General features: G+C 61.4%; 16 protein-coding genes and 1 pseudogene. 8 read left to right on the top strand and 9 right to left on the bottom strand.

Annotation, left to right across the window (positions count from 1 at the left end):
- The first annotated feature begins 105 nt into the window (after positions 1–105).
- Positions 106–1,536 carry an exodeoxyribonuclease I gene (sbcB, locus tag AC0R79_RS24100; RefSeq protein WP_474731884.1) on the top strand — a complete coding sequence of 477 codons (1,431 nt, stop codon included), beginning with the start codon at positions 106–108 and terminating at the stop codon, positions 1,534–1,536.
- A 101-nt stretch (positions 1,537–1,637) separates the two neighbouring features.
- On the opposite strand, the gene mvaT is transcribed toward sbcB, so the two are convergent.
- Complete coding sequence (mvaT, locus tag AC0R79_RS24095) at positions 1,638–2,015, bottom strand: histone-like nucleoid-structuring protein MvaT (protein ID WP_007951234.1); 378 nt, start codon at positions 2,013–2,015, stop codon at positions 1,638–1,640.
- A gap of 339 nt (positions 2,016–2,354) precedes the next feature.
- Here mvaT and purU point away from each other — a divergent pair, with 339 nt between their 5' ends.
- The gene (gene purU / locus AC0R79_RS24090) at positions 2,355–3,203 is read left to right on the top strand and encodes a formyltetrahydrofolate deformylase (RefSeq protein ID WP_011335666.1); all 849 of its coding nucleotides are present in this window, start codon (positions 2,355–2,357) and stop codon (positions 3,201–3,203) included.
- A gap of 92 nt (positions 3,204–3,295) precedes the next feature.
- Positions 3,296–3,472: a hypothetical protein gene (locus AC0R79_RS24085; RefSeq protein ID WP_007951232.1), complete on the top strand. Its 177-nt coding sequence runs from the start codon at positions 3,296–3,298 to the stop codon at positions 3,470–3,472.
- Here AC0R79_RS24085 and AC0R79_RS24080 read toward each other — a convergent pair.
- From AC0R79_RS24080 to AC0R79_RS24060, 5 genes and pseudogenes are all read right to left on the bottom strand, one after another.
- Positions 3,456–4,454, bottom strand: a complete 999-nt coding sequence (locus AC0R79_RS24080) for a lysylphosphatidylglycerol synthase transmembrane domain-containing protein (RefSeq protein ID WP_085730245.1) — start codon at positions 4,452–4,454, stop codon at positions 3,456–3,458. The genes AC0R79_RS24085 and AC0R79_RS24080 overlap by 17 nt on opposite strands.
- Positions 4,451–5,227: a DUF2334 domain-containing protein gene (locus AC0R79_RS24075; protein ID WP_474731881.1), complete on the bottom strand. Its 777-nt coding sequence runs from the start codon at positions 5,225–5,227 to the stop codon at positions 4,451–4,453. Before AC0R79_RS24075 ends, AC0R79_RS24080 begins: the two co-directional genes overlap by 4 nt.
- Positions 5,220–6,332: a glycosyltransferase family 4 protein gene (locus AC0R79_RS24070; RefSeq protein ID WP_474731879.1), complete on the bottom strand. Its 1,113-nt coding sequence runs from the start codon at positions 6,330–6,332 to the stop codon at positions 5,220–5,222. The genes AC0R79_RS24075 and AC0R79_RS24070 overlap by 8 nt, the downstream gene beginning before the upstream one ends.
- A gap of 159 nt (positions 6,333–6,491) precedes the next feature.
- Entirely contained in the window at positions 6,492–7,256 is a 765-nt protein-coding gene (locus AC0R79_RS24065) for a methyl-accepting chemotaxis protein (protein WP_371855245.1), read from the bottom strand.
- Positions 7,257–7,349: 93 nt separating this feature from the next.
- Positions 7,350–8,381: pseudogene (locus AC0R79_RS24060) on the bottom strand (HAMP domain-containing protein); the annotation flags it as partial.
- 188 nt (positions 8,382–8,569) lie between these two features.
- On the opposite strand from AC0R79_RS24060, the gene AC0R79_RS24055 reads away from it, so the two are divergent.
- Positions 8,570–10,057 (top strand): helicase HerA-like domain-containing protein, encoded by a 1,488-nt coding sequence (locus tag AC0R79_RS24055; RefSeq protein ID WP_474731877.1) that lies wholly within the window; start codon positions 8,570–8,572, stop codon positions 10,055–10,057.
- A gap of 10 nt (positions 10,058–10,067) precedes the next feature.
- Here AC0R79_RS24055 and AC0R79_RS24050 read toward each other — a convergent pair whose 3' ends face one another.
- The gene (locus AC0R79_RS24050) at positions 10,068–10,523 is read right to left on the bottom strand and encodes a DUF721 domain-containing protein (protein ID WP_007951226.1); all 456 of its coding nucleotides are present in this window, start codon (positions 10,521–10,523) and stop codon (positions 10,068–10,070) included.
- A gap of 307 nt (positions 10,524–10,830) precedes the next feature.
- Between AC0R79_RS24050 and secA the strand changes: the two genes are divergently transcribed.
- From secA to AC0R79_RS24030, 4 genes are all read left to right on the top strand, one after another.
- Positions 10,831–13,569, top strand: coding sequence for a preprotein translocase subunit SecA (gene secA / locus AC0R79_RS24045; RefSeq protein ID WP_127799575.1), 2,739 nt, complete (start codon positions 10,831–10,833; stop codon positions 13,567–13,569).
- A gap of 122 nt (positions 13,570–13,691) precedes the next feature.
- The gene (gene argJ, locus AC0R79_RS24040; protein ID WP_127799573.1) at positions 13,692–14,909 is read left to right on the top strand and encodes a bifunctional glutamate N-acetyltransferase/amino-acid acetyltransferase ArgJ; all 1,218 of its coding nucleotides are present in this window, start codon (positions 13,692–13,694) and stop codon (positions 14,907–14,909) included.
- Positions 14,910–14,971: 62 nt separating this feature from the next.
- The gene (locus AC0R79_RS24035) at positions 14,972–15,604 is read left to right on the top strand and encodes a glutathione S-transferase family protein (protein WP_007951223.1); all 633 of its coding nucleotides are present in this window, start codon (positions 14,972–14,974) and stop codon (positions 15,602–15,604) included.
- Complete coding sequence (locus AC0R79_RS24030; protein WP_474731873.1) at positions 15,601–16,545, top strand: Nudix family hydrolase; 945 nt, start codon at positions 15,601–15,603, stop codon at positions 16,543–16,545. The genes AC0R79_RS24035 and AC0R79_RS24030 overlap by 4 nt, the downstream gene beginning before the upstream one ends.
- 137 nt (positions 16,546–16,682) lie before the next feature.
- On the opposite strand, the gene AC0R79_RS24025 is transcribed toward AC0R79_RS24030, so the two are convergent.
- Together AC0R79_RS24025 and AC0R79_RS24020 are read right to left on the bottom strand one after the other, a co-directional pair.
- Complete coding sequence (locus AC0R79_RS24025) at positions 16,683–17,267, bottom strand: cob(I)yrinic acid a,c-diamide adenosyltransferase (protein WP_179693963.1); 585 nt, start codon at positions 17,265–17,267, stop codon at positions 16,683–16,685.
- Between the two features lie 3 nt (positions 17,268–17,270).
- Positions 17,271–19,307, bottom strand: coding sequence for a sensor histidine kinase (locus AC0R79_RS24020; protein ID WP_085745209.1), 2,037 nt, complete (start codon positions 19,305–19,307; stop codon positions 17,271–17,273).
- Positions 19,308–19,321: the final 14 nt, after the last annotated feature.

The following is a 19,321-nucleotide window of genomic DNA, read 5'->3' as shown; positions in this document are numbered from 1 at the left end:
TATGTCATACACATCCTTCAACCAAAGGTGACTGAATGATGCGGCGCTGGCCGCGACCGCAGTCGAACGCCTAGACTTTGCCGATCTTCAGTTCAGGAACCGCCCGTGACTTCCATTTTCTGGTACGACTACGAAACCACCGGCATCAATCCCCGATGCGACCGCCCGTTGCAGGTGGCCGGGATCCGCACCGACCACGAACTCAACGAAATCGACGCGCCGGTCAATCTCTACTGCCAGCCCAGCGAAGACATCCTGCCACACCCGGCGGCGTGCGCGATCACCGGCATCACCCCGAGTCGTCTCGCCGAACAGGGCTTGAGCGAAGCTGACTTCATGACTCGGGTTCACGCCCAGCTCGCGGCTCCCGGCACCTGTGGCGCGGGTTACAACACCTTGCGCTTCGACGACGAGATGACCCGCTACAGCCTGTACCGCAACTTTTTCGATCCCTATGCCCGTGAATGGCAGGGCGGCAACAGTCGCTGGGACCTGATCGACGTGGTACGCGCCGCCTATGCGTTGCGCCCGGATGGGCTGGTTTGGCCGACCGATGACGAAGGCAAGGTAACGCTCAAGCTCGAGCGCTTGACCGCCGCCAACAACATCGATCACGGCAATGCGCACGAAGCGTTGTCGGACGTGCGCGCCACCATTGCTCTGGCCCGGTTGATCCGCGAGAAGCAGCCGAAGCTGTATGACTGGCTGTTCCAGTTGCGCAGCAAACAAAAGGTCATGGACCAGATTCGCCTGTTGCAGCCGATGGTGCACATCTCCGGTCGCTTCTCCGCTGCGCGCAGTTATGTCGGCGTGGTGCTGCCGCTGGCCTGGCATCCGCGCAACAAGAACGCGCTGATCGTCTGTGATCTGCACCTGGACCCGCAGGGGCTGCTCGACCTGGATGCCGAAACATTGCGTCAGCGGCTGTATACCCGCCGTGACCAATTGGCCGAAGGCGAGTTGCCGGTGCCGCTCAAGCTTATTCACATCAACAAGTGCCCGGTGGTGGCGCCGTTGGCGGTGCTGAGAGCCGAAGATCAGCAGCGTCTGGGTCTGGACATGGCGTTGTATCAGGCGCGTGCATTGCGACTAAGTGACGCACAACAAGTTTGGAAAGATAAAGTCTCGGCGATTTATGCCAGTGAAGATTTCGCCTCGAGTGAAGATCCCGAACAACAGTTGTACGACGGATTTATCGGTGATCGCGATCGTCGTTTATGTGAGCAAGTGAGGACGACCGATCCTGCTCAATTGGCGCGAGAGCAATGGCCGTTCGATGACGAACGTTTGCCTGAATTGTTGTTTCGATATCGAGCACGTAACTTTCCCGATACGTTGAATTTCGAAGAACAAGAACGCTGGAAAACCTTTTGCCGGCAACGCTTGTCCGCGCCGGAGTGGGGTGCCCCTAATACCTTGCAATCTTTTGCCGAGGCCATGGAGCAATGGCTGCTTAGTGCTGCGCCGATGCAGGCCGAGGTGTTGGTTGAATGGCAGAACTATGTCCAGGCATTGCGCAAACGTTTGGATCTTTGAAATCGAACATGTCCGGCGCTTGAATGCCGGGCATAAAAAAACGCCAGCATTCGCTGGCGTTTTTTTGTGTCACAGAAGCGCTCTGCGACAAGGGTTGCGGCTTAGCCCAGCAGGGTAGCCCAGCCTTCAACCACGTCACCGCCCCACTTGGCTTTCCACTCTTTCAGAGTTTTGTGGTTGCCACCTTTGGTTTCGATGACTTCGCCGTTGTGCGGGTTTTTGTATTGTTTAACTTTGCGAGCACGCTTGGTGCCGGTAGTTTTGGCTGCGCCGCCACGTGGTGCTTTGGTTTTGGACTCTGGATCCAGCAGCGCGATGATGTCGCGCAGGGATTTGGAATATTCGCCCATCAGTGTGCGCAGTTTGCCTTCGAATTCCAGCTCGGCTTGCAGTTTGTCGTCTTGCGACAGGTTCTTCAAACGGGCTTGCAGCTCTTTGATAGCTTCTTCGGTGGCACGATATTCGTTGATCAAGGACATGATTACTACCTTATGTGGGAGTGCGCGATGGCAGGGGACAGTGCGGCAATAATAGTCAGGCTGTTTCATCAAGTAAACATTTAACCGGGGTTTTTATTTGAATTAGTTACGTTGAAAAGCCCTGAATTGAATGTTCAGTTAAATAATGTGATGGAGTCTTCACAGATATTCACATCAGTCTGTTCATGCATGGCTATTACTGCGCCATCATTCTGGCGTTTACGGGCGTCAAAAAAGCTGCGACGGGCTGCCGTGAGCCTCCGAGGGTCATCAATACTGCAGTTTTCCCGCGCAGTCGCTAGAATGGCCGCCTTTGCGAAGTTCTGGAGTTTCCCCCTCATGCGCACTTTTCGGCTGGTGATTTCTTGCCCGGACCGCGTTGGCATCGTTGCCAAAGTCAGTAACTTTCTGGCGGCCCACAATGGCTGGATCACCGAAGCGAGCCACCACTCGGATAACCAGGTCGGCTGGTTCTTCATGCGTCACGAAATCCGTGCCGATTCCCTGCCTTTCGGTATCGAGGTGTTGCGCGAGAAGTTTGCACCGATCGCCGAAGAGTTCTCGATGGACTGGCGCATCACCGACACCGAGCAGAAAAAACGCGTGGTGCTGATGGCCAGCCGCGAATCCCACTGCCTGGCTGACCTGCTGCACCGCTGGCACAGTGATGAACTCGATTGCGAGATCTCCTGCGTGATTTCCAACCACGACGACCTGCGCAGCATGGTCGAGTGGCACGGCATTCCTTATTACCACGTGCCGGTCAATCCGCAGGACAAGCAACCGGCCTTCGATGAAGTGTCGCGTCTGGTCAAGCAGCACGACGCCGAAGTGGTGGTGCTGGCGCGTTACATGCAGATCCTGCCGCCGGACATGTGCCGGGAATACGCGCACAAAGTCATCAACATTCACCACAGCTTCCTGCCGTCGTTCGTCGGTGCCAAGCCGTACCACCAGGCTTCGATGCGCGGCGTGAAGCTGATCGGTGCGACCTGCCACTACGTGACCGAAGAGCTGGACGCCGGACCGATCATCGAGCAGGACGTGGTGCGTGTCAGCCACAGCGACAGCATCGAAGACATGGTGCGTTTCGGCCGTGACGTCGAGAAGATGGTGCTGGCCCGTGGTCTGCGTTATCACCTGGAAGACCGCGTGCTGGTGCACGGCAACAAGACCGTGGTGTTCTGATCGAACCTTTCGGTTGAAAAACAAAGGGCCTGGGCGTTCAATCGCCTCAGGCCCTTTTTTTCGACTTGTTGCAGCCCTGTGAGGAAGCGTTCATGAGCGATCCACTGGACAAAGCCACTTCCAAGGCACCCGCCACCCTCGGTGAGGGCTGCCTGAGCCGCTATGACCCGGATGACCTGAGCCCGGAGGACGGCACGGAGTTTCCCGGCGCTGCCGAGCTGTGGGAACAACTCAAGGACGAAGAGGATGACCTCAAGAAGCCTGTCTGACGCTCAGCAGCTTTTTCAGCAACGGCCGGCCCAGCATCAATAGAAACACCGGGCCACCGACCAGCAGATAGAAGTAATACGTCACCACCCGCCAGATCAGGATCGCCGCCGCCGCGGTCGATTTGCCGACCATCGGCGCCAGCAGCGCCGCCGAGGTCAATTCCGCTGCACCGGCACCGCCCGGCAACAGGCTGAATTGCCCCGCACCCAGCGAAAGCATCTGGATCAGAAACGTCCAGGCCCACTGCACGTCCGCCCCCAGCCCGCGCAACGCCAGATACAGCACGCTGTAACGCAGCGACCAATGCACGCAGGTCAGGACGAACACCTTGATCAATGTCTGCCACGGCAATTTCAGCGCATCGGTGAAAGCGGCCAGAAAGTGCAGCAACTGCCGCGCCCAGCGCCGTCGGGTACGCGGTTCGACGTTCATTCCGGCCAGCAGGCGCCCGCTCAGGCGGATCAAGCGACGGTGATAACGCGCGACCAGCACGCAACTGAACAGGCCGCCGGTCAACGACATCGCACTGACGATCAGCAACCATTCCATACGGTCGCTGAGATGCTGGAACAACGCGTAGATCAGAATTCCGATCAGGGCGCAGAGAAAGAACAGCAGATCGCTCAACTGATCCATCGCAAACACGGCGCTGCCCCGGGCCGGGCGCACGCCGCTGCGCGCCAGCAACGCCATGATCGTCAACGGCCCGCCGCTGCCGCCGGGCGTGGCGCACCAGGCGAATTCGGCAGCCATCACCACCCCAAGGCTTTTGACGGGCGTGACCCGGTCACGCTGATCGCCGAGCAGCAGCCGAAGGCGCAAGGTGTTGATGCCCCAGCACAGCAGAACCATGGCGAACATGATCAACAGCCAGCGCAGCGGAAAGGCTTGCAGGCGCTCCCAGGTCTCGCCGCCCCCGAGCAGGACGGGCACAGCGACGGCCACCAGCAGGCCGATCAGCAACAGAATGCCGCGGCTCAAGCGGCACGCTCGGCTTGAGTGCGCTGGCGCGTCATCCAGTCGATTTTGGTCATGGGCACGCGTCCGTCCGCCAACAGTCGTTCAAGGGTGCGCCACCAGTAATCCCGGGAAAACCGGTGGCGCATGTCCACCGGGTGCAAGCCTAGACGAATCACCGGCGCCTGACGCCAGCGCTGTTCACGCTGTTCGCTGACGACCTTCGACATGCCGCGACGCCAGGCGCTGCGTGCGCTCCAGACCAGTCCCGGAGCCTCGACCGCGGTGAAATCCGGCAAGTGATAAAGATGCTGCGGATCGCTGGTGTAGCGCAGCGGCAATTCGCGCAGTGCCTGGCGCGTGCCGGCGCTCATCAGCCAGGCGGGGGCGACGAAACCGTGCAGCGGCCAGTCGTGGCGCCGAAACAGATCGATGCCCGGGCGCAGGCGGGCGAGGGCGGCTTCCCGGGACAACTGATAGAACTCGCCTTCATGGGTGTAGACCCGGCGCATGAACCAGTCGCGCGCCGTGCGCGGGCCGGGTTCGGTGTCTTCATGAAAGTGGCCGTGCAGGGCCAGTTCATCGCCGCGAGCGACGCGCTCGTCGAGCATTCGACAAAACGCCGGATGAGCTTCAAGGGCATCGTGTCGGTGGAAGTCCGGGACCACCAGCCACGTCATCGGGACGTTGCCCAACCGGTCAACGGCTTCGACGAACGCTCGATAATCGGCCCACGTGGAGGGCGCCACGTCATGCAGCACCAGCATCAGCGCCGGGCGCTCGTGAGATTCAGCCATTGGCCACCCGTGGAACCGAATCGCCGAGTACGGCGTGATAATGCCCCAGCAGGCTATCGACCACCGTGTCCCAGGCGTAATGCCGTTCGACATGCTGGCGTGCCTGTTGACCGAGTACGCCAGTTCCGCGACTGAACAGTTCGCGCACGGCATTGGCCATGGCTTGCGCGTTGTTCGGCGCGCAGAGCAGGCCGCAGGATTCGCTGACGATTTCCTCGAACGCCCCGGCCGCCACCGCCACTACCGGGATGCCGCAGGCCATCGCCTCCAGAATCACCAGACCGAAGGTTTCCTGATCGCCGGCGTGGATCAGCGCGTCGGCACTGGCCATCAGTCGCGCGACCTGCGCGGCCGGGCAGAAACGGTCGATCACGCTGACGTTGTCCGGGACGGACGCCGGCATCGACGAGCCGACCAGCAATAGGTGATAGCGCGGGCCCAGGCGTTTCATGCAATCGAGCAGCACTGGCAGGTTTTTCTCTTTGGAACCGCGACCGGCGAAGATCAGCAGGCGCGTGTCCTCGGCAATCCCCAGCTCGCTGCGCAGTCCGGCATCGCGGGCATCTGGATGAAAGGTGTGCAGGTCAACGCCCAGCGGTTGCACGAAGACGTTGCGCACGCCCAGCCCGCTGAGCTTGTCGGCCATGACCTGGCTGGGCGCCAGCACCCGGTCGAAATTGCCGTACAACTTGCGCACATACGCATCGACATTCGGCGTGACCCAGTGGCCCATGCGGTTGCCCACCAGTAGCGGCAGGTCGGAGTGATAGAAACCGATCACCGGCACATCCAGCTGCCGACGCGCATCGAGCGCGGCCCAGGCGGTGAGGTACGGGTCGCCGACTTCGATCAGATCGGGTTGCAGATCCTGCAGGACATTTCGCCAAGGGGCCAGGCGCAGGGGAAAGCGATAGCCTTTGCCAAAAGGCAGGGCGGGGGCGGGAACCGTATAGACGCCATCACGTTCGCCGAAATCCGCGCCGGGAATCAGCAGGCTGTGGCGGATGCCGGGTTTGATCCCCAGCCGACGGTGCTTGGCATCCAGGTAGGTGCGCACGCCACCGCTGGCCGGGGCGTAGAACATGGTGATGTCGGCGATATGCACGGTGAACGTCCCTCCGCTTTGATCTCCCTTGGTTGACCTTTATCAAGAATAGATGTTCGGTCGGGGTTTCGCGGTGGGGTGCAAGGCCGGTTTCGGAGGGATTGTCGGTCGTCTTCGTCGGTGGGTAGCGCACCGACGAAGACGACCGGCAGAGCGGCTTTAAATGCGGAAGCTGCCAACCAGTTGCTTCAATCGCGAAGCCTGCTGTTCCAGATCCGAGCAAGCCCGCAACGTCGCCTGCAGGTTCTCGACGCCTTCCTGGTTCAGCGTGTTGATCTCGGTGATATCCACGTTGATCGACTCGACGACGGCAGTCTGTTCCTCGGTAGCGGTGGCCACCGACTGGTTCATCCCGTCGATTTCACCAATGCGCTGGGTCACGCTGTTCAAACGCTCGCCGGCGAGGTTGGCGATGTCCACGCTGTCCTGGCTGTGACGCTGGCTGTCGCTCATGGTGCTGACGGATTCGCGGGCGCCGACTTGCAGCTCCTCGATCATGGTCTGCACCTGTTGCGCCGATTCCTGGGTGCGGTGGGCGAGGTTGCGCACCTCGTCCGCCACCACCGCAAATCCGCGCCCGGCTTCACCGGCCCGCGCTGCTTCAATGGCCGCGTTGAGCGCCAGCAGGTTGGTTTGCTGGGAAATGCTGGTGATCACTTCCAGGATCTGGCCGATGTTCACGGTCTTGCTGTTCAGCGATTCGATATTGCTGCTGGATGCGCTGAGCATGCTCGACAGTTGGTTCATTGCCTTGATGCTGCGCTCCACCACTTGCTGACCGTCTTCGGCCAGGCCACGGGCGTCGCTGGCCTGGGTCGAGGCCTGGGCGGCGTTGCGGGCGATTTCCTGGGCGGCGGCGCCGAGCTGGTTGATCGCGGCGGCCACGCTGTTGGTGCGCGAAGCTTGCTGGTCGGAGTTGTACATCGACGAGTTCGAGGCTGCGACCACGCGCAAGGCGACTTCGTTGACCTGGCCGGTGGCCGACGACACTTCGCGGATCGAGCCGTGGATACGTTCGACGAAACGGTTGAACGCGGTGCCGAGCACGCCGAATTCGTCCTGGTTCTGGATGGTCAGACGCTTGGTCAGGTCGCCTTCGCCGTCGGCGATGTCTTCCATGGCGCGGGTCATCACGTGCAGCGGCTGGATCAGGATGCGGATCAGCATGCCGAGCAGGGCGATGATGATCGCCACCGCAATCACGGTCGCGATCACGGCCGAAGCGCGGAATTCGCTGAGCATCGAGAAGGCTTTGTCTTTGTCCACCGACAGACCGATGTACCAGTTCACCGACGGCAGGCCCTTGATCGGGGTGAAGTTGACGATGCGGGTCTTGCCGTCGACGGTGACTTCAGTGAAGTCGCTGCTGATGCGCGGAGTGTCCTGCGGATAGGCTTCCTTCAGTGACTTCATCACCAGGGCCTTGTCCGGGTGCACCAGGATCTTGCCGTCGGCGCTGACCAGGAACGCATAACCCATGCCGGAGAAGTCCCGGGCGCTGAGGGTGTTGATCAGGGTTTGCAGGCTCAGGTCGCCGCCCACCACGCCGACGCTCTGACCGGCCTTTTTCGCGGCGGTGGCGATGGAAATGATGGTCTGGCCGGTGGCGGCGTCGATGTACGGTTCGGTCAGGGTCGAGGTGCTGCTGCTTTCCGCACCTTTATACCAAGGGCGAACGCGCGGATCGAAACCGTCCGGCATCTTCGCATCCGGGCGGATGGTGAAGTGCCCGGTGGCATCGCCGAGGTAGGACGCCATGAAGGTCGACGTCAGGGCTTTCTGTTCCAGCAGGCTGGCGACGGCGGACGGCTCGGGGTTGATCGCAATGTTCTGTGCCGCGTTCTCGATCAGCAGGATGCGCCCGCTGAGCCAGGTCTGGATGTTGTCGGCGGTGACCTCGCCCATCTCGTTGAGGTAATTGTCCAGGTCCTCGCGGATCGCATTGCGCTGCAACCAGTCGTTGTACAGCGTGAACGAGGCGAAGGCGGCAATGACGATGAGGGCGGCGGCAAGCAGGATTTTATGGCTGAAACGCAGATTTTTGTTCATGGCTTGGGGTTCCGCTAAGGTCTTATTATTCAGGGCGTGCTTCTATAGATACTCGCCAGGTGGGCTTGATGGGTACAAGCAGGTATTTCCGCTTCTCCTTAGGGAAATCTCCGATGCGGATGTCAGTCGCATCTGTCACCTTTAGCTATCGGCCATGCTCGATCAAAGATTAACCATTGGGTGACCAAATGCCTGAATCTTCGCAACTCACAATCGGCGCCGACCTCGCCGGGCAACCGATCGCCCAGGCCATGCGCCTGGCCAACCGTCACGGACTGGTCGCCGGCGCAACCGGTACCGGCAAGACCGTTACTTTGCAGCGTCTGGCCGAGGCGTTCAGCGACGCCGGGGTCGCGGTGTTCGCCGCCGACGTCAAGGGCGACCTGTGCGGCCTCGGTGCTGCCGGCAACCCTCAAGGCAAGATCGCCGAGCGCATCGCCGGCATGCCGTGGCTCAAGCACACGCCTCAGGCGTATCCCGTGACCTTGTGGGACATTCACGGTCAGTCCGGTCATCCGTTGCGCACTACGTTGAGTGAAATGGGCCCGCTGCTGATCGGCGCCTTGCTGGAACTGACCGACAGCCAGCAATCGGCGTTGTATGCAGCGTTCAAGGTGGCGGATCGCGAAGGCCTGTTGCTGCTGGATCTCAAAGACCTGAAGGCGCTGCTCAACCACCTCAAGGACAATCCGCAGCTGCTGGGCGAAGACGCCGCGCTGTTCACCACCGGTTCCAGTCAGGCGCTGTTGCGGCGTCTGGCGACACTGGAGCAGCAGGGCGCCGAAGCGTTGTTCGGCGAACCGGCGCTGCAACTGGAAGACATTCTGCAGCCGACCGCTGACGGTCGCGGGCGCATCCATCTGCTTGACGCCAGTCGTCTGGTGCATGAGGCGCCGAAGGTCTACGCGACCTTCCTGTTGTGGCTGCTGGCCGAACTGTTCGAGCAACTGCCGGAGCGCGGCGATGCCGACAAACCGCTGCTGGCGCTGTTTTTCGATGAGGCACATTTGTTGTTCGGCGATACGCCCAAGGCGTTGCAAGAGCGCTTGGAGCAAGTGGTGCGGCTGATCCGTTCCAAAGGCGTGGGCGTGTATTTCGTCACCCAGTCACCGGGCGATCTGCCGGACGATGTGCTGGCGCAACTGGGGCTGCGGATCCAGCACGGCCTGCGCGCGTTCACCGCCAAGGAACAGAAATCCCTGCGGGCGGTGGCGGACGGCTTCCGGCCGAATCCGGCGTTCGACACGTTGTCGGTGCTCACCGAACTCGGGATTGGCGAAGCCTTGGTTGGCACCTTGCAGGAGAAGGGCACGCCGGAAATGGTTCAGCGAGTGCTGGTGGCGCCGCCGCAATCGCGGATTGGGCCGTTGACCGAGACCGAGCGCACGATGCTGATTGCCGGTTCGCCGTTCAAGGGCCGTTATGACAAGCCGATCGATCGCGAGTCGGCCTATGAAATCCTGATGCGTCGCAAGGGGCTGGCGCCGGAGGCTGAAGCGGCGCCGGGCAAACCGGCCGCTGAAGAGCCGAGTCTGGCGGACAAGGCCGGAGAATTCCTCGGCACGGCGGCAGGGCAGGCGCTCAAGTCGGCGATGCGTCAGGCGGCGAATTCGCTGGGTAAACAGTTGGTGCGCGGTCTGATGGGCTCATTGCTCGGCGGCAGCAAACGCCGCTGATCAACAAGGCTCAGGTTTTGGGTTTGGCGTGGGCGGCCAGTCGCTCCAGTGCCGCTCGCAGATTCGGATCGCTGATCCCGTCGGCGGTGGCCTGGATGGTCGCCGCCGCATCCGTCGACAGGTCGATCGTCGGCCCGCTCGCCTCGCGCTGGATGGTCGGTGGCCGCACGGCGAACTTGATCCGCGTCAGATTGGCGAACTCGTCGAACATCTGGAGTTGCCGTTGCAGACGTTTCTGCTGATAGCGCAGGCGCGTGGCCCAATGGCCGTCGGTGACAATCAGCAACAGTTCGCCTTCGCGCCACTTGGCCACGTGGCAATGTTCACGGGCGGCGGGTTGCAGTTGGCTTTCGAGCAGACGTTGCAGATGGGCCAGGCGTTGCGCATGACCGAGGATGGCTTTCAACGGCCTGGCTTCGCGTAGCAGAACGGCGGGCGCTCTGGCTGTGAGAGGGCGAAATGCCATGATCTAGGACCTGAAGTGACAGAGGCGCCATGGTAGCAGATGGCACCCATTTCACTCGCCCATTGCTTTTGTCCCTGCTTTGCCCATTAAATCAACGACTAACTTCTTTGCTGTACGGCTTGAAGTTGAGCAAAACGCCCCTATTTTAAGTGAGCCCCGTCAAAGCGCAGTGCCAGCATCGTGGAATATCCCCACTTTCCTCACCACCGTTTCCGGGTAGAATGCTCGTTCGCATGCGGCCATGAGGGCTGCACGGGCGACTCACGGGGCCGCCCTCCATCCCTTTAGTGTGGAAGATCCTGCCGATATGTTTGCGCCTTTGTTAAAGAAACTTTTTGGAAGCAAGAACGAGCGTGAAGTCAAACGCATGCTCAAGACGGTGCAGCTCGTCAATGCCTTCGAAGAGAAGATGGTCGCCCTCTCGGACGATCAACTGCGCGCCAAGACCGCAGAGTTCAAGGACCGCATTGCCAAGGGGGAGACCCTCGACAAGCTGTTGCCCGAAGCCTTTGCGGTCGCCCGCGAAGCCGGCAAGCGTGTCATGGGCATGCGCCACTTCGACGTCCAGCTGATCGGCGGCATGACCCTGCATGAAGGCCGGATCGCCGAAATGCGTACCGGTGAAGGCAAGACGCTGGTGGGTACCCTGGGTGTTTACCTCAACGCGCTGTCCGGCAAGGGCGTGCACGTTGTGACCGTGAACGACTACCTGGCCCGCCGTGACGCCAACTGGATGCGCCCGCTGTATGAATTCCTCGGCCTGACCGTCGGCATCGTGACGCCGTTCCAGCCGCCGGAAGAGAAGCGCGCCGCCTACGCTGCCGACATCACCTACGGCACCAACAACGAATTCGGGTTCGACTACCTGCGCGACAACATGGCGTTCAGCATGGAAGAGAAATTCCAGCGCGAACTCAACTTTGCCGTGATCGACGAAGTCGACTCCATCCTCATCGACGAAGCGCGTACCCCGCTGATCATTTCCGGTCAGGCCGAGGACAGCTCCAAGCTGTACATCGAGATCAACAAGCTGATCCCGAAACTCAAGCTGCACGTCGAAGAAGTCGAAGGCGAAGTCACCCAGGAAGGCCATTACACCGTTGACGAGAAGACCCGTCAGGTCGAACTCAACGAAGCCGGTCACCAGTTCATCGAAGACCAGCTGACCAGCATCGGTCTGCTGGCCGAGGGCGAGAGCCTGTACTCGGCGCACAACCTGAGCCTGCTGACTCACGTCTACGCCGGTCTGCGTGCGCACAAACTGTTCCACCGCAACGTCGAATACATCGTGCAGGACGGTCAGGTCGTACTGGTCGACGAACACACCGGCCGTACCATGCCGGGCCGTCGTCTGTCCGAAGGCCTGCACCAGGCCATCGAAGCCAAGGAAAACCTGAACATCCAGGCCGAGAGCCAGACCCTGGCATCGACCACGTTCCAGAACTACTTCCGTCTGTACGAAAAACTGTCCGGCATGACCGGTACGGCCGACACCGAAGCGTTCGAATTCCATCAGATCTATGGCCTGCCGGTCATCGTGATCCCGACCAACAAGCCGTTGGCCCGTAAGGACTACAACGACCTGGTGTTCCTGACCGCCGAAGAGAAATACGCGGCGATCGTCAACGACATCAAGGAAAGCATGGCTGCCGGCCGTCCGGTGCTGGTGGGTACTGCGACCATCGAAACCTCCGAGCACATGTCCGCATTGCTCGAGAAGGAAGGCATCGAACACAAGGTCCTGAACGCCAAGTTCCACGAAAAAGAAGCTGAAATCATCGCGCAGGCCGGTCGTCCGGGCGCACTGACCATTGCTACCAACATGGCCGGTCGTGGTACCGACATCCTGTTGGGCGGCAACTGGGAAGTTGAAGTCGCGTCGCTGGAAAACCCGACCCCTGAGCAGATCGCCCAGATCAAGGCCGACTGGCAGAAGCGTCACCAGCAAGTGCTGGAGTCCGGCGGTCTGCAGGTGATCGCCTCCGAGCGTCACGAATCCCGCCGTATCGACAACCAGCTGCGTGGTCGTGCCGGCCGTCAGGGTGACGCCGGTTCCAGCCGCTTCTACCTGTCGCTGGAAGACAGCCTGATGCGCATCTTCGCCTCTGACCGGGTGAAGAACTTCATGAAGGCCCTGGGCATGCAGTCCGGTGAAGCGATCGAGCACCGCATGGTGACCAACGCCATCGAGAAGGCACAGCGCAAGGTTGAAGGCCGCAACTTCGACATCCGCAAGCAACTGCTCGAGTTCGACGACGTCAACAACGAACAGCGTAAAGTGATCTATCACATGCGTAACACGTTGCTGGCTGCGGACAACATCGGCGAGACCATCGCTGATTTCCGTCAGGACGTCCTGAACGCCACCGTCAGCGCGCACATTCCGCCGCAATCGCTGCCAGAGCAGTGGGACGTGGCCGGTCTGGAAGCGTCGATCGCCAGCGACTTCGGCGTGAAACTGCCGATCCAGCAGTGGCTCGACGAAGACGATCACCTGTACGAAGAAACCCTGCGCGAGAAGCTGATGAACGAGCTGATCGCCGCGTACAACGAAAAAGAAGACCAGGCTGGCGCCGAAGCCCTGCGTTCCTTTGAGAAGCAGATCGTGCTGCGCGTTCTCGACGACCTGTGGAAAGACCACCTGTCGACCATGGATCACCTGCGTCACGGCATCCACCTGCGTGGTTATGCGCAGAAGAACCCGAAGCAGGAATACAAGCGCGAGTCCTTCACACTGTTCTCCGAGCTGCTGGATTCGATCAAGCGCGACTCGATCCGTGTGCTGTCGCACGTTCAGGTTCGCCGCGAAGATCCGGCCGAGGAAGAGCAACGCCTGCGTCAGGAAGCCGAAGCACTGGCCGCCCGCATGCAGTTCGAACACGCCGAGGCTCCTGGCCTGGAAGCGCAACCGGAACTGGTCGGTGAAGAGGTCGATGTGGCCCTCGCCACCGCCCCGGTTCGCAACGAGCAGAAGCTGGGCCGCAACGAACTGTGCTACTGCGGTTCGGGCAAGAAATTCAAGCATTGCCACGGGCAGATCCAGTAAAACCCGTTTCAATCGCTGAAATACCCGCGCCGCGACCGGCACCAGCCGTCGCGGCGTTTTGCCATTTACACCACCGCCACTACGCTTGGCGGTGCTGACATCATTGAGTAAGGAGCGCATTCATGGCTGTTGGTCTTGGTCCTTTGCCAACGTTGCACCCGGTTGCCGGTTTTGAACTCGGTATCGCTTCGGCCGGCATCAAGCGCCCGGGGCGCAAGGATGTCGTCGTGATGCGTTGCGCTGAAGGTTCCACCGTGGCGGGCGTGTTCACGTTGAACGCTTTCTGTGCAGCGCCGGTGATCCTGGCCAAGAAGCGCGTGCAGAACGCTGTGCGCTACCTGTTGACCAACACCGGCAATGCCAACGCCGGCACCGGCGAACCGGGCCTGGCCGCCGCCGAGCGAACCACCGCCAAACTGGCCGAACTGACCGGCGTGGATGCCAGCCAGATCCTGCCGTATTCCACTGGCGTGATCGGCGAGCCGCTGCCGGTTGAGAAAATCGAAGGCGCCTTGCAGGCCGCACTGGACGATCTGTCGGAAAACAACTGGGAAGCTGCCGCCACCGGCATCATGACCACCGACACGCTGCCAAAAGGCGCCAGCCGCCAGTTCCAGCATGACGGCGTGACCATCACCGTCACCGGCATCAGCAAGGGCGCGGGCATGATCCGTCCGAACATGGCGACCATGCTCGGTTACATCGCCACCGACGCCAAAGTCTCCCGCGATGTGTTGCACAACCTGATGCTGGACGGCGCCAACAAGTCGTTCAACCGCATCACCATCGACGGCGACACCTCGACCAACGACTGCTGCATGCTGATCGCCACCGGCAAGGCTGCGCTGCCTGAAATCAGCAGTGCCGAAGGCGAGCTGTTCGCCAAGCTGAAACAGGCCGTATTCGAAGTGTGCATGGACGTGGCTCAGGCCATCGTGCGTGACGGCGAAGGCGCGACCAAGTTCGTGACCGTTGAAGTCAACGGCGGCGGCAATCACCAGGAATGCCTGGACGTCGGCTACACCGTGGCCCACTCGCCGCTGATCAAGACTGCACTGTTTGCGTCCGACCCGAACTGGGGCCGAATCCTCGCTGCCGTTGGTCGTGCCGGCGTGCCGGATCTGGACGTGAGCAAGATCGACGTGTTCCTCGGCGACGTGTGCATCGCCAGCCGTGGCGCCCGCGCCGCGACCTACACCGAAGCCCAGGGCTCGGCAGTGATGCAGCAGGAAGAAATCACCATCCGTATCGAACTGGGTCGCGGCGATTGCAGCGAAACCATCTGGACCACCGACCTGTCCCACGAGTACGTGAAGATCAACGCCGAATACCGCACCTGATCCCTGCCGAAGAGGGAGGTCTGCGGACCTCCTTTTCTTCTGTCCCATGAAAGGACCCGAACATGAGCCTTCACCTGATCATCGGCGACAAACTGCTTTCCTCCTGGTCCCTGCGCGCGGCACTGGCGCTTGAACTGACCGGCGCGCCCTACACCGAAGAACTGGTCAAACTCGGCAAGCCCGACACCCGCGAGCGGCTGCTCTCGCACTCGCCGACCGCCAAGGTGCCGCTGCTGAAGACCGCCCGCGGCACCGTCGCCGACTCTCTGGCGATTGCCGAATACCTGGCCGAACAGTTTCCTTCCGAACAACTCTGGCCGACCGATATCGCCGCCCGCGCCCAGGCCCGATCCGCCTGCGCACAGATGCACAGCGGCTTCTTCGCCATGCGCAATCACATGCCGTTCAACCTGAGCCACGACGCGCCGCTCAACCCGGTGCCGCCGGAAGTGAAGGTCGATGTCGAGCGCATGCTCGCGCTATGGGCCGAATGCCGCGCCGTCGCGACTGAACCTGGGCCTTACCTGTTTGGTCGGGTGTCGCTGGCCGATGCGTTCTTCGCACCGATTGCCGTGCGCCTGCGCACCTATCAGGTGAAGCTGCCGGCCGATGATGAAGCCTATGTTGAAACCGTCTACCAATGGCCGGCCTTCAAGGCCTGGCAAAAGGCAGGACTGGAGGAGTTGCAGTCGTGAAACGTATACACGTCGCCGCCGCCGTCATTCGTGACGACAGCGGCAAGATTCTGATCGCCCGCCGTGCCGATACCCAGCATCAGGGCGGCCTCTGGGAATTTCCCGGTGGCAAGGTCGAAGCCGACGAGTCGGTGCAAACCGCGCTGGCCCGTGAGCTGCACGAAGAATTGGGCATCGTCGTCGGTGCCGCCCGGCCGCTGATCAAGGTGCGTCATGATTACCCGGACAAGCAGGTGTTGCTGGATGTCTGGGAAGTCTCGAGCTTCACCGGCGAACCCCACGGTGCCGAGGGCCAGCCTTTGGCCTGGGTTTCGGCCAAGGAGCTGACGGATTACGAATTCCCGGCGGCCAACCAGCCGATCGTCGCGGCGGCGCGTCTGCCTGCCGAATACCTGATCACCCCGGAAGACCTGGAAACCCCGGCCTTGCTGCGCGGCATCCAGAAGGCGATTGCCGGCGGTATCAAACTGATTCAGCTGCGTGCGCCCAACGGTTATGACCCGAAGTACCGCGACCTGGCGGTGGATGCGGTCGGCCTGTGTGCCGGCAAGGCGCAGTTGATGATCAAGGGCCCGTTCGAGTGGCTGGGCGATTTCCCGGCCGCTGGTTGGCACATCACCTCGGCGCAGTTGCGCAAGTACGCGGCAGCGGGTCGTCCGCTGCCGGCAGATCGCTGGTTGGCAGCGTCCTGCCACAACGCTGAAGAACTGGCGCTGGCCGAGCAGATGGGCGTGGATTTCGTCACCCTGTCGCCGGTGCAGCCGACCCTGACTCACCCGGACGCACAGCCGTTGGGCTGGGAGCAGGCTTCGACGCTGATCGAAGGCTTCAGCAAACCGGTGTTTCTGTTGGGTGGAGTCGGCCGGGCGGAGCGCGAAAAAGCGTGGAATGCCGGGGCTCAGGGTGTGGCGGGGATTCGGGCGTTCTGGCCACAGGCCTGAGTTTTTGTTGATTCTGCCGGCCTCATCGCGAGCAAGCTCGCTCCCACATTCGACCGCATTCTGTCTGTCGGAACTCGGTCAACTGTGGGAGCGAGCTTGCTCCGGGCGGCGTTCCGACGAAGGCAGTTTGTCAGGCGCTACTTTTCTGTGGGTTTTGCCGCCGGCTGCCACAGGATTTCTGCAACACCCTGGCGCCGGGCGATCAGTCTGGCCGCCACAAACAACAGATCCGACAAGCGATTGATATACGCCAGGCCAACCCCGGCCAACGGCTCGATCGCATTCAAATGCTGGCAACGACGTTCGGCACTGCGCGCCAGGCTGCGGCAGACATGGGCCTGGGCAATCAGCATCGAACCGCCCGGCAGAATGAAATTCTCCAGCGGCCCCAATTCCTCGTTCCATACATCAATGGCCGCTTCCAGCCGTTCGATTTCTGCTGCGTTCAGCGCCTGATATTCCGGCATCGCCAGCTCGCCACCAAGATCGAACAACCGATGCTGGCAGGGCGCCAACACGTCGATCAATTCATTGAGCCCGGGGCAGGTTTCGCGTTCGGCGATCAATCCGGCCAGCAGCACGCCGACCTGACTGTTCAGCGTATCGACCTCGCCAATGGCTTCGATGCGCGGGTGATCCTTGGGCACCCGGCGGCCGTCGCCGAGTCCGGTTTCGCCCTTGTCGCCGGTGCGGGTGTAGATCTTCGACAAGCGAAAGCCCATGGTTTACCTCGGTAGTTGATTGGTTTCGGCGGCGATGGGCGCCGGTTGCGCCAGTGGCAGGCGCAGGGTGAAGCAGGTGCCTTGTCCCGGCGCCGACTGCACTTCCATCTGCCCTTTGTGGTTGTTGGTGATGATGAAGTACGACACCGACAGGCCGAGGCCCGTGCCCTGGCCGATTTCCTTGGTGGTGAAGAACGGCTCGAAGGTGCGCTTGCGCACGTTCTCGCTCATGCCGATGCCGTTGTCCTCGACCTGAATCTCGGCCCAGGGCGGATTGAGTCGGGTGCGCAGAGTGATCCGCCCCGGCTCGCTGTCATCTTCGCGCTGGTGGATCGCCTGCGCGGCGTTTTTCAACAGGTTGAGCAGCACCTGTTCGAGTTCGTTGGCGGTACCGGGCACCGGGCCCAACGCGGGGTCGAACTGGCGAATGATCGCCTGGCCCTTGAAGTCGAAACCGATGGCCAGGTCGAAGTCGTTGCCGGCGATTTCCACGGCTTGATCGATCAGCGCCGGCAGGTCGCACGGCGCCATCTGCCGGTTGCTGCGACGACTGAAACTGAGCATGTGGGTGACGATTTTTGCTGCCCGGGCGCCGGCCTGCTGGATGCCGTCGAGCAGTTGCGGGACTTCCCGGCCTTGCAGGTAACGGTTCACGGTATCGAGTTCGATGCCCAGTTGTTCGGCTTGTTCGAGGTTCTTCGGCAGGTCTGGCGACAGGCGTCGGCGGATGTTCTGCACGTTGTGCAGGATCGCCCCCAGTGGGTTATTGATCTCGTGGGCCATGCCGGCGGCGAGGCCACCGACCGACAGCATTTTCTCCGACTGCACCATCATTTCTTCCAGTGACAGGCGCTGGGTGATGTCGTCGATGCGGATCACCACGCCGCGCCCGGCGCCGCCCATCAACGGATAGAAGGTCAGGGCGTAGTGCTTGGGCTCGTCGTCCTTGAACCACGTCACCCGCTCGATTTTCGCCACTGTGTGTTGCTCGACGGTCTGCTTGAGTTGCGGCAGGAACGGCTTGAGCGGCTCGAAGGCGAGGAAGATCGGCTGGTTCAGCGCTTCGTCCAGTCGTGTACCGGAAAGGGCGCTGGCCTCCTGGTTCCACTGCGTGACGTAGAGTTGCTCGTCGAGGGCGATCAGCGCCGAAGGCATGGAGTCGATGATGCTGTTGAGGTAGTTCTGGAACCCGGTGAGTTTCTTCTCGATCTTGCTGCGCACCTGGACTTCCAGTTCCAGCTTGCGATTGGTGTGGCGGGTTTCTTCGGCCAGACCCTGGGCCTGATCGTAAGCCGCCTGGGAATCATCGCGGGCGCGCTTGAGCTGCTGCTCCCGGGCCTCGATGCGCGAAAGCATGGTGTTGAATGCCTCGGCCAGACTGCCGATTTCGTCATGGTTACCCCGGGAGGCGCGCAGGGCGTAGTTTTCCTCGCGGGTCACCTGGCGGGACAGTTCTTCCAGTTGATGGATCGGGCGGGTTATCAGGCGCTTGATCTGCCGGGCGATGACCAGCCACAGCAGCACGCTGAAAATCAGAATCCCTAGGCTGGCCGTGAGTGTGCCGGTGTAGAACGCGACTGGCAGCTCGCTGCTGGCCACCAAAAGCAGGTGGCCCGGCGCAGTACCGGGGCGGGGCAGGGTGATGAGTTGATTGCTGCGAAACTCGGTCAGTTGCCAGGCTTCGATGTGCCGGTAGCGTTCCGGCAGTTTGAGTTTGTCGCCGTGTTGCAGCTGCGCCAGACGTTCGCCTTTGCCGTCATATAACGCGGCGGCACGCAGCGGGGAATAGCTGTCGAGTTCCTTGAGCAGGCGTTCGGCGCTTTGCGGCGACTGCAAGGCTTCGGCCACCAGACTCGGGTTCGACACCAGCCGGCCGATGGTCTGCAACGCCTGGGGCGCCATGCTTTCCTGGGAAATGTAATAGGCGGCGCTGATAAAGGTCAGGTTGGCGACCAGCAACACGGTGGTCAACAGCACCAGCAGGGCGGCCAGCAGTTTCTGGCCGACCGGCAGGTTTTCAAGACGCTGGCGCAATGGCATCAGGTTTATCGCAG

The sequence above is a fragment of the Pseudomonas sp. HD57-3 genome (assembly GCF_056113135.1).
This window is presented reverse-complemented; position numbering and strand designations above follow the sequence as displayed.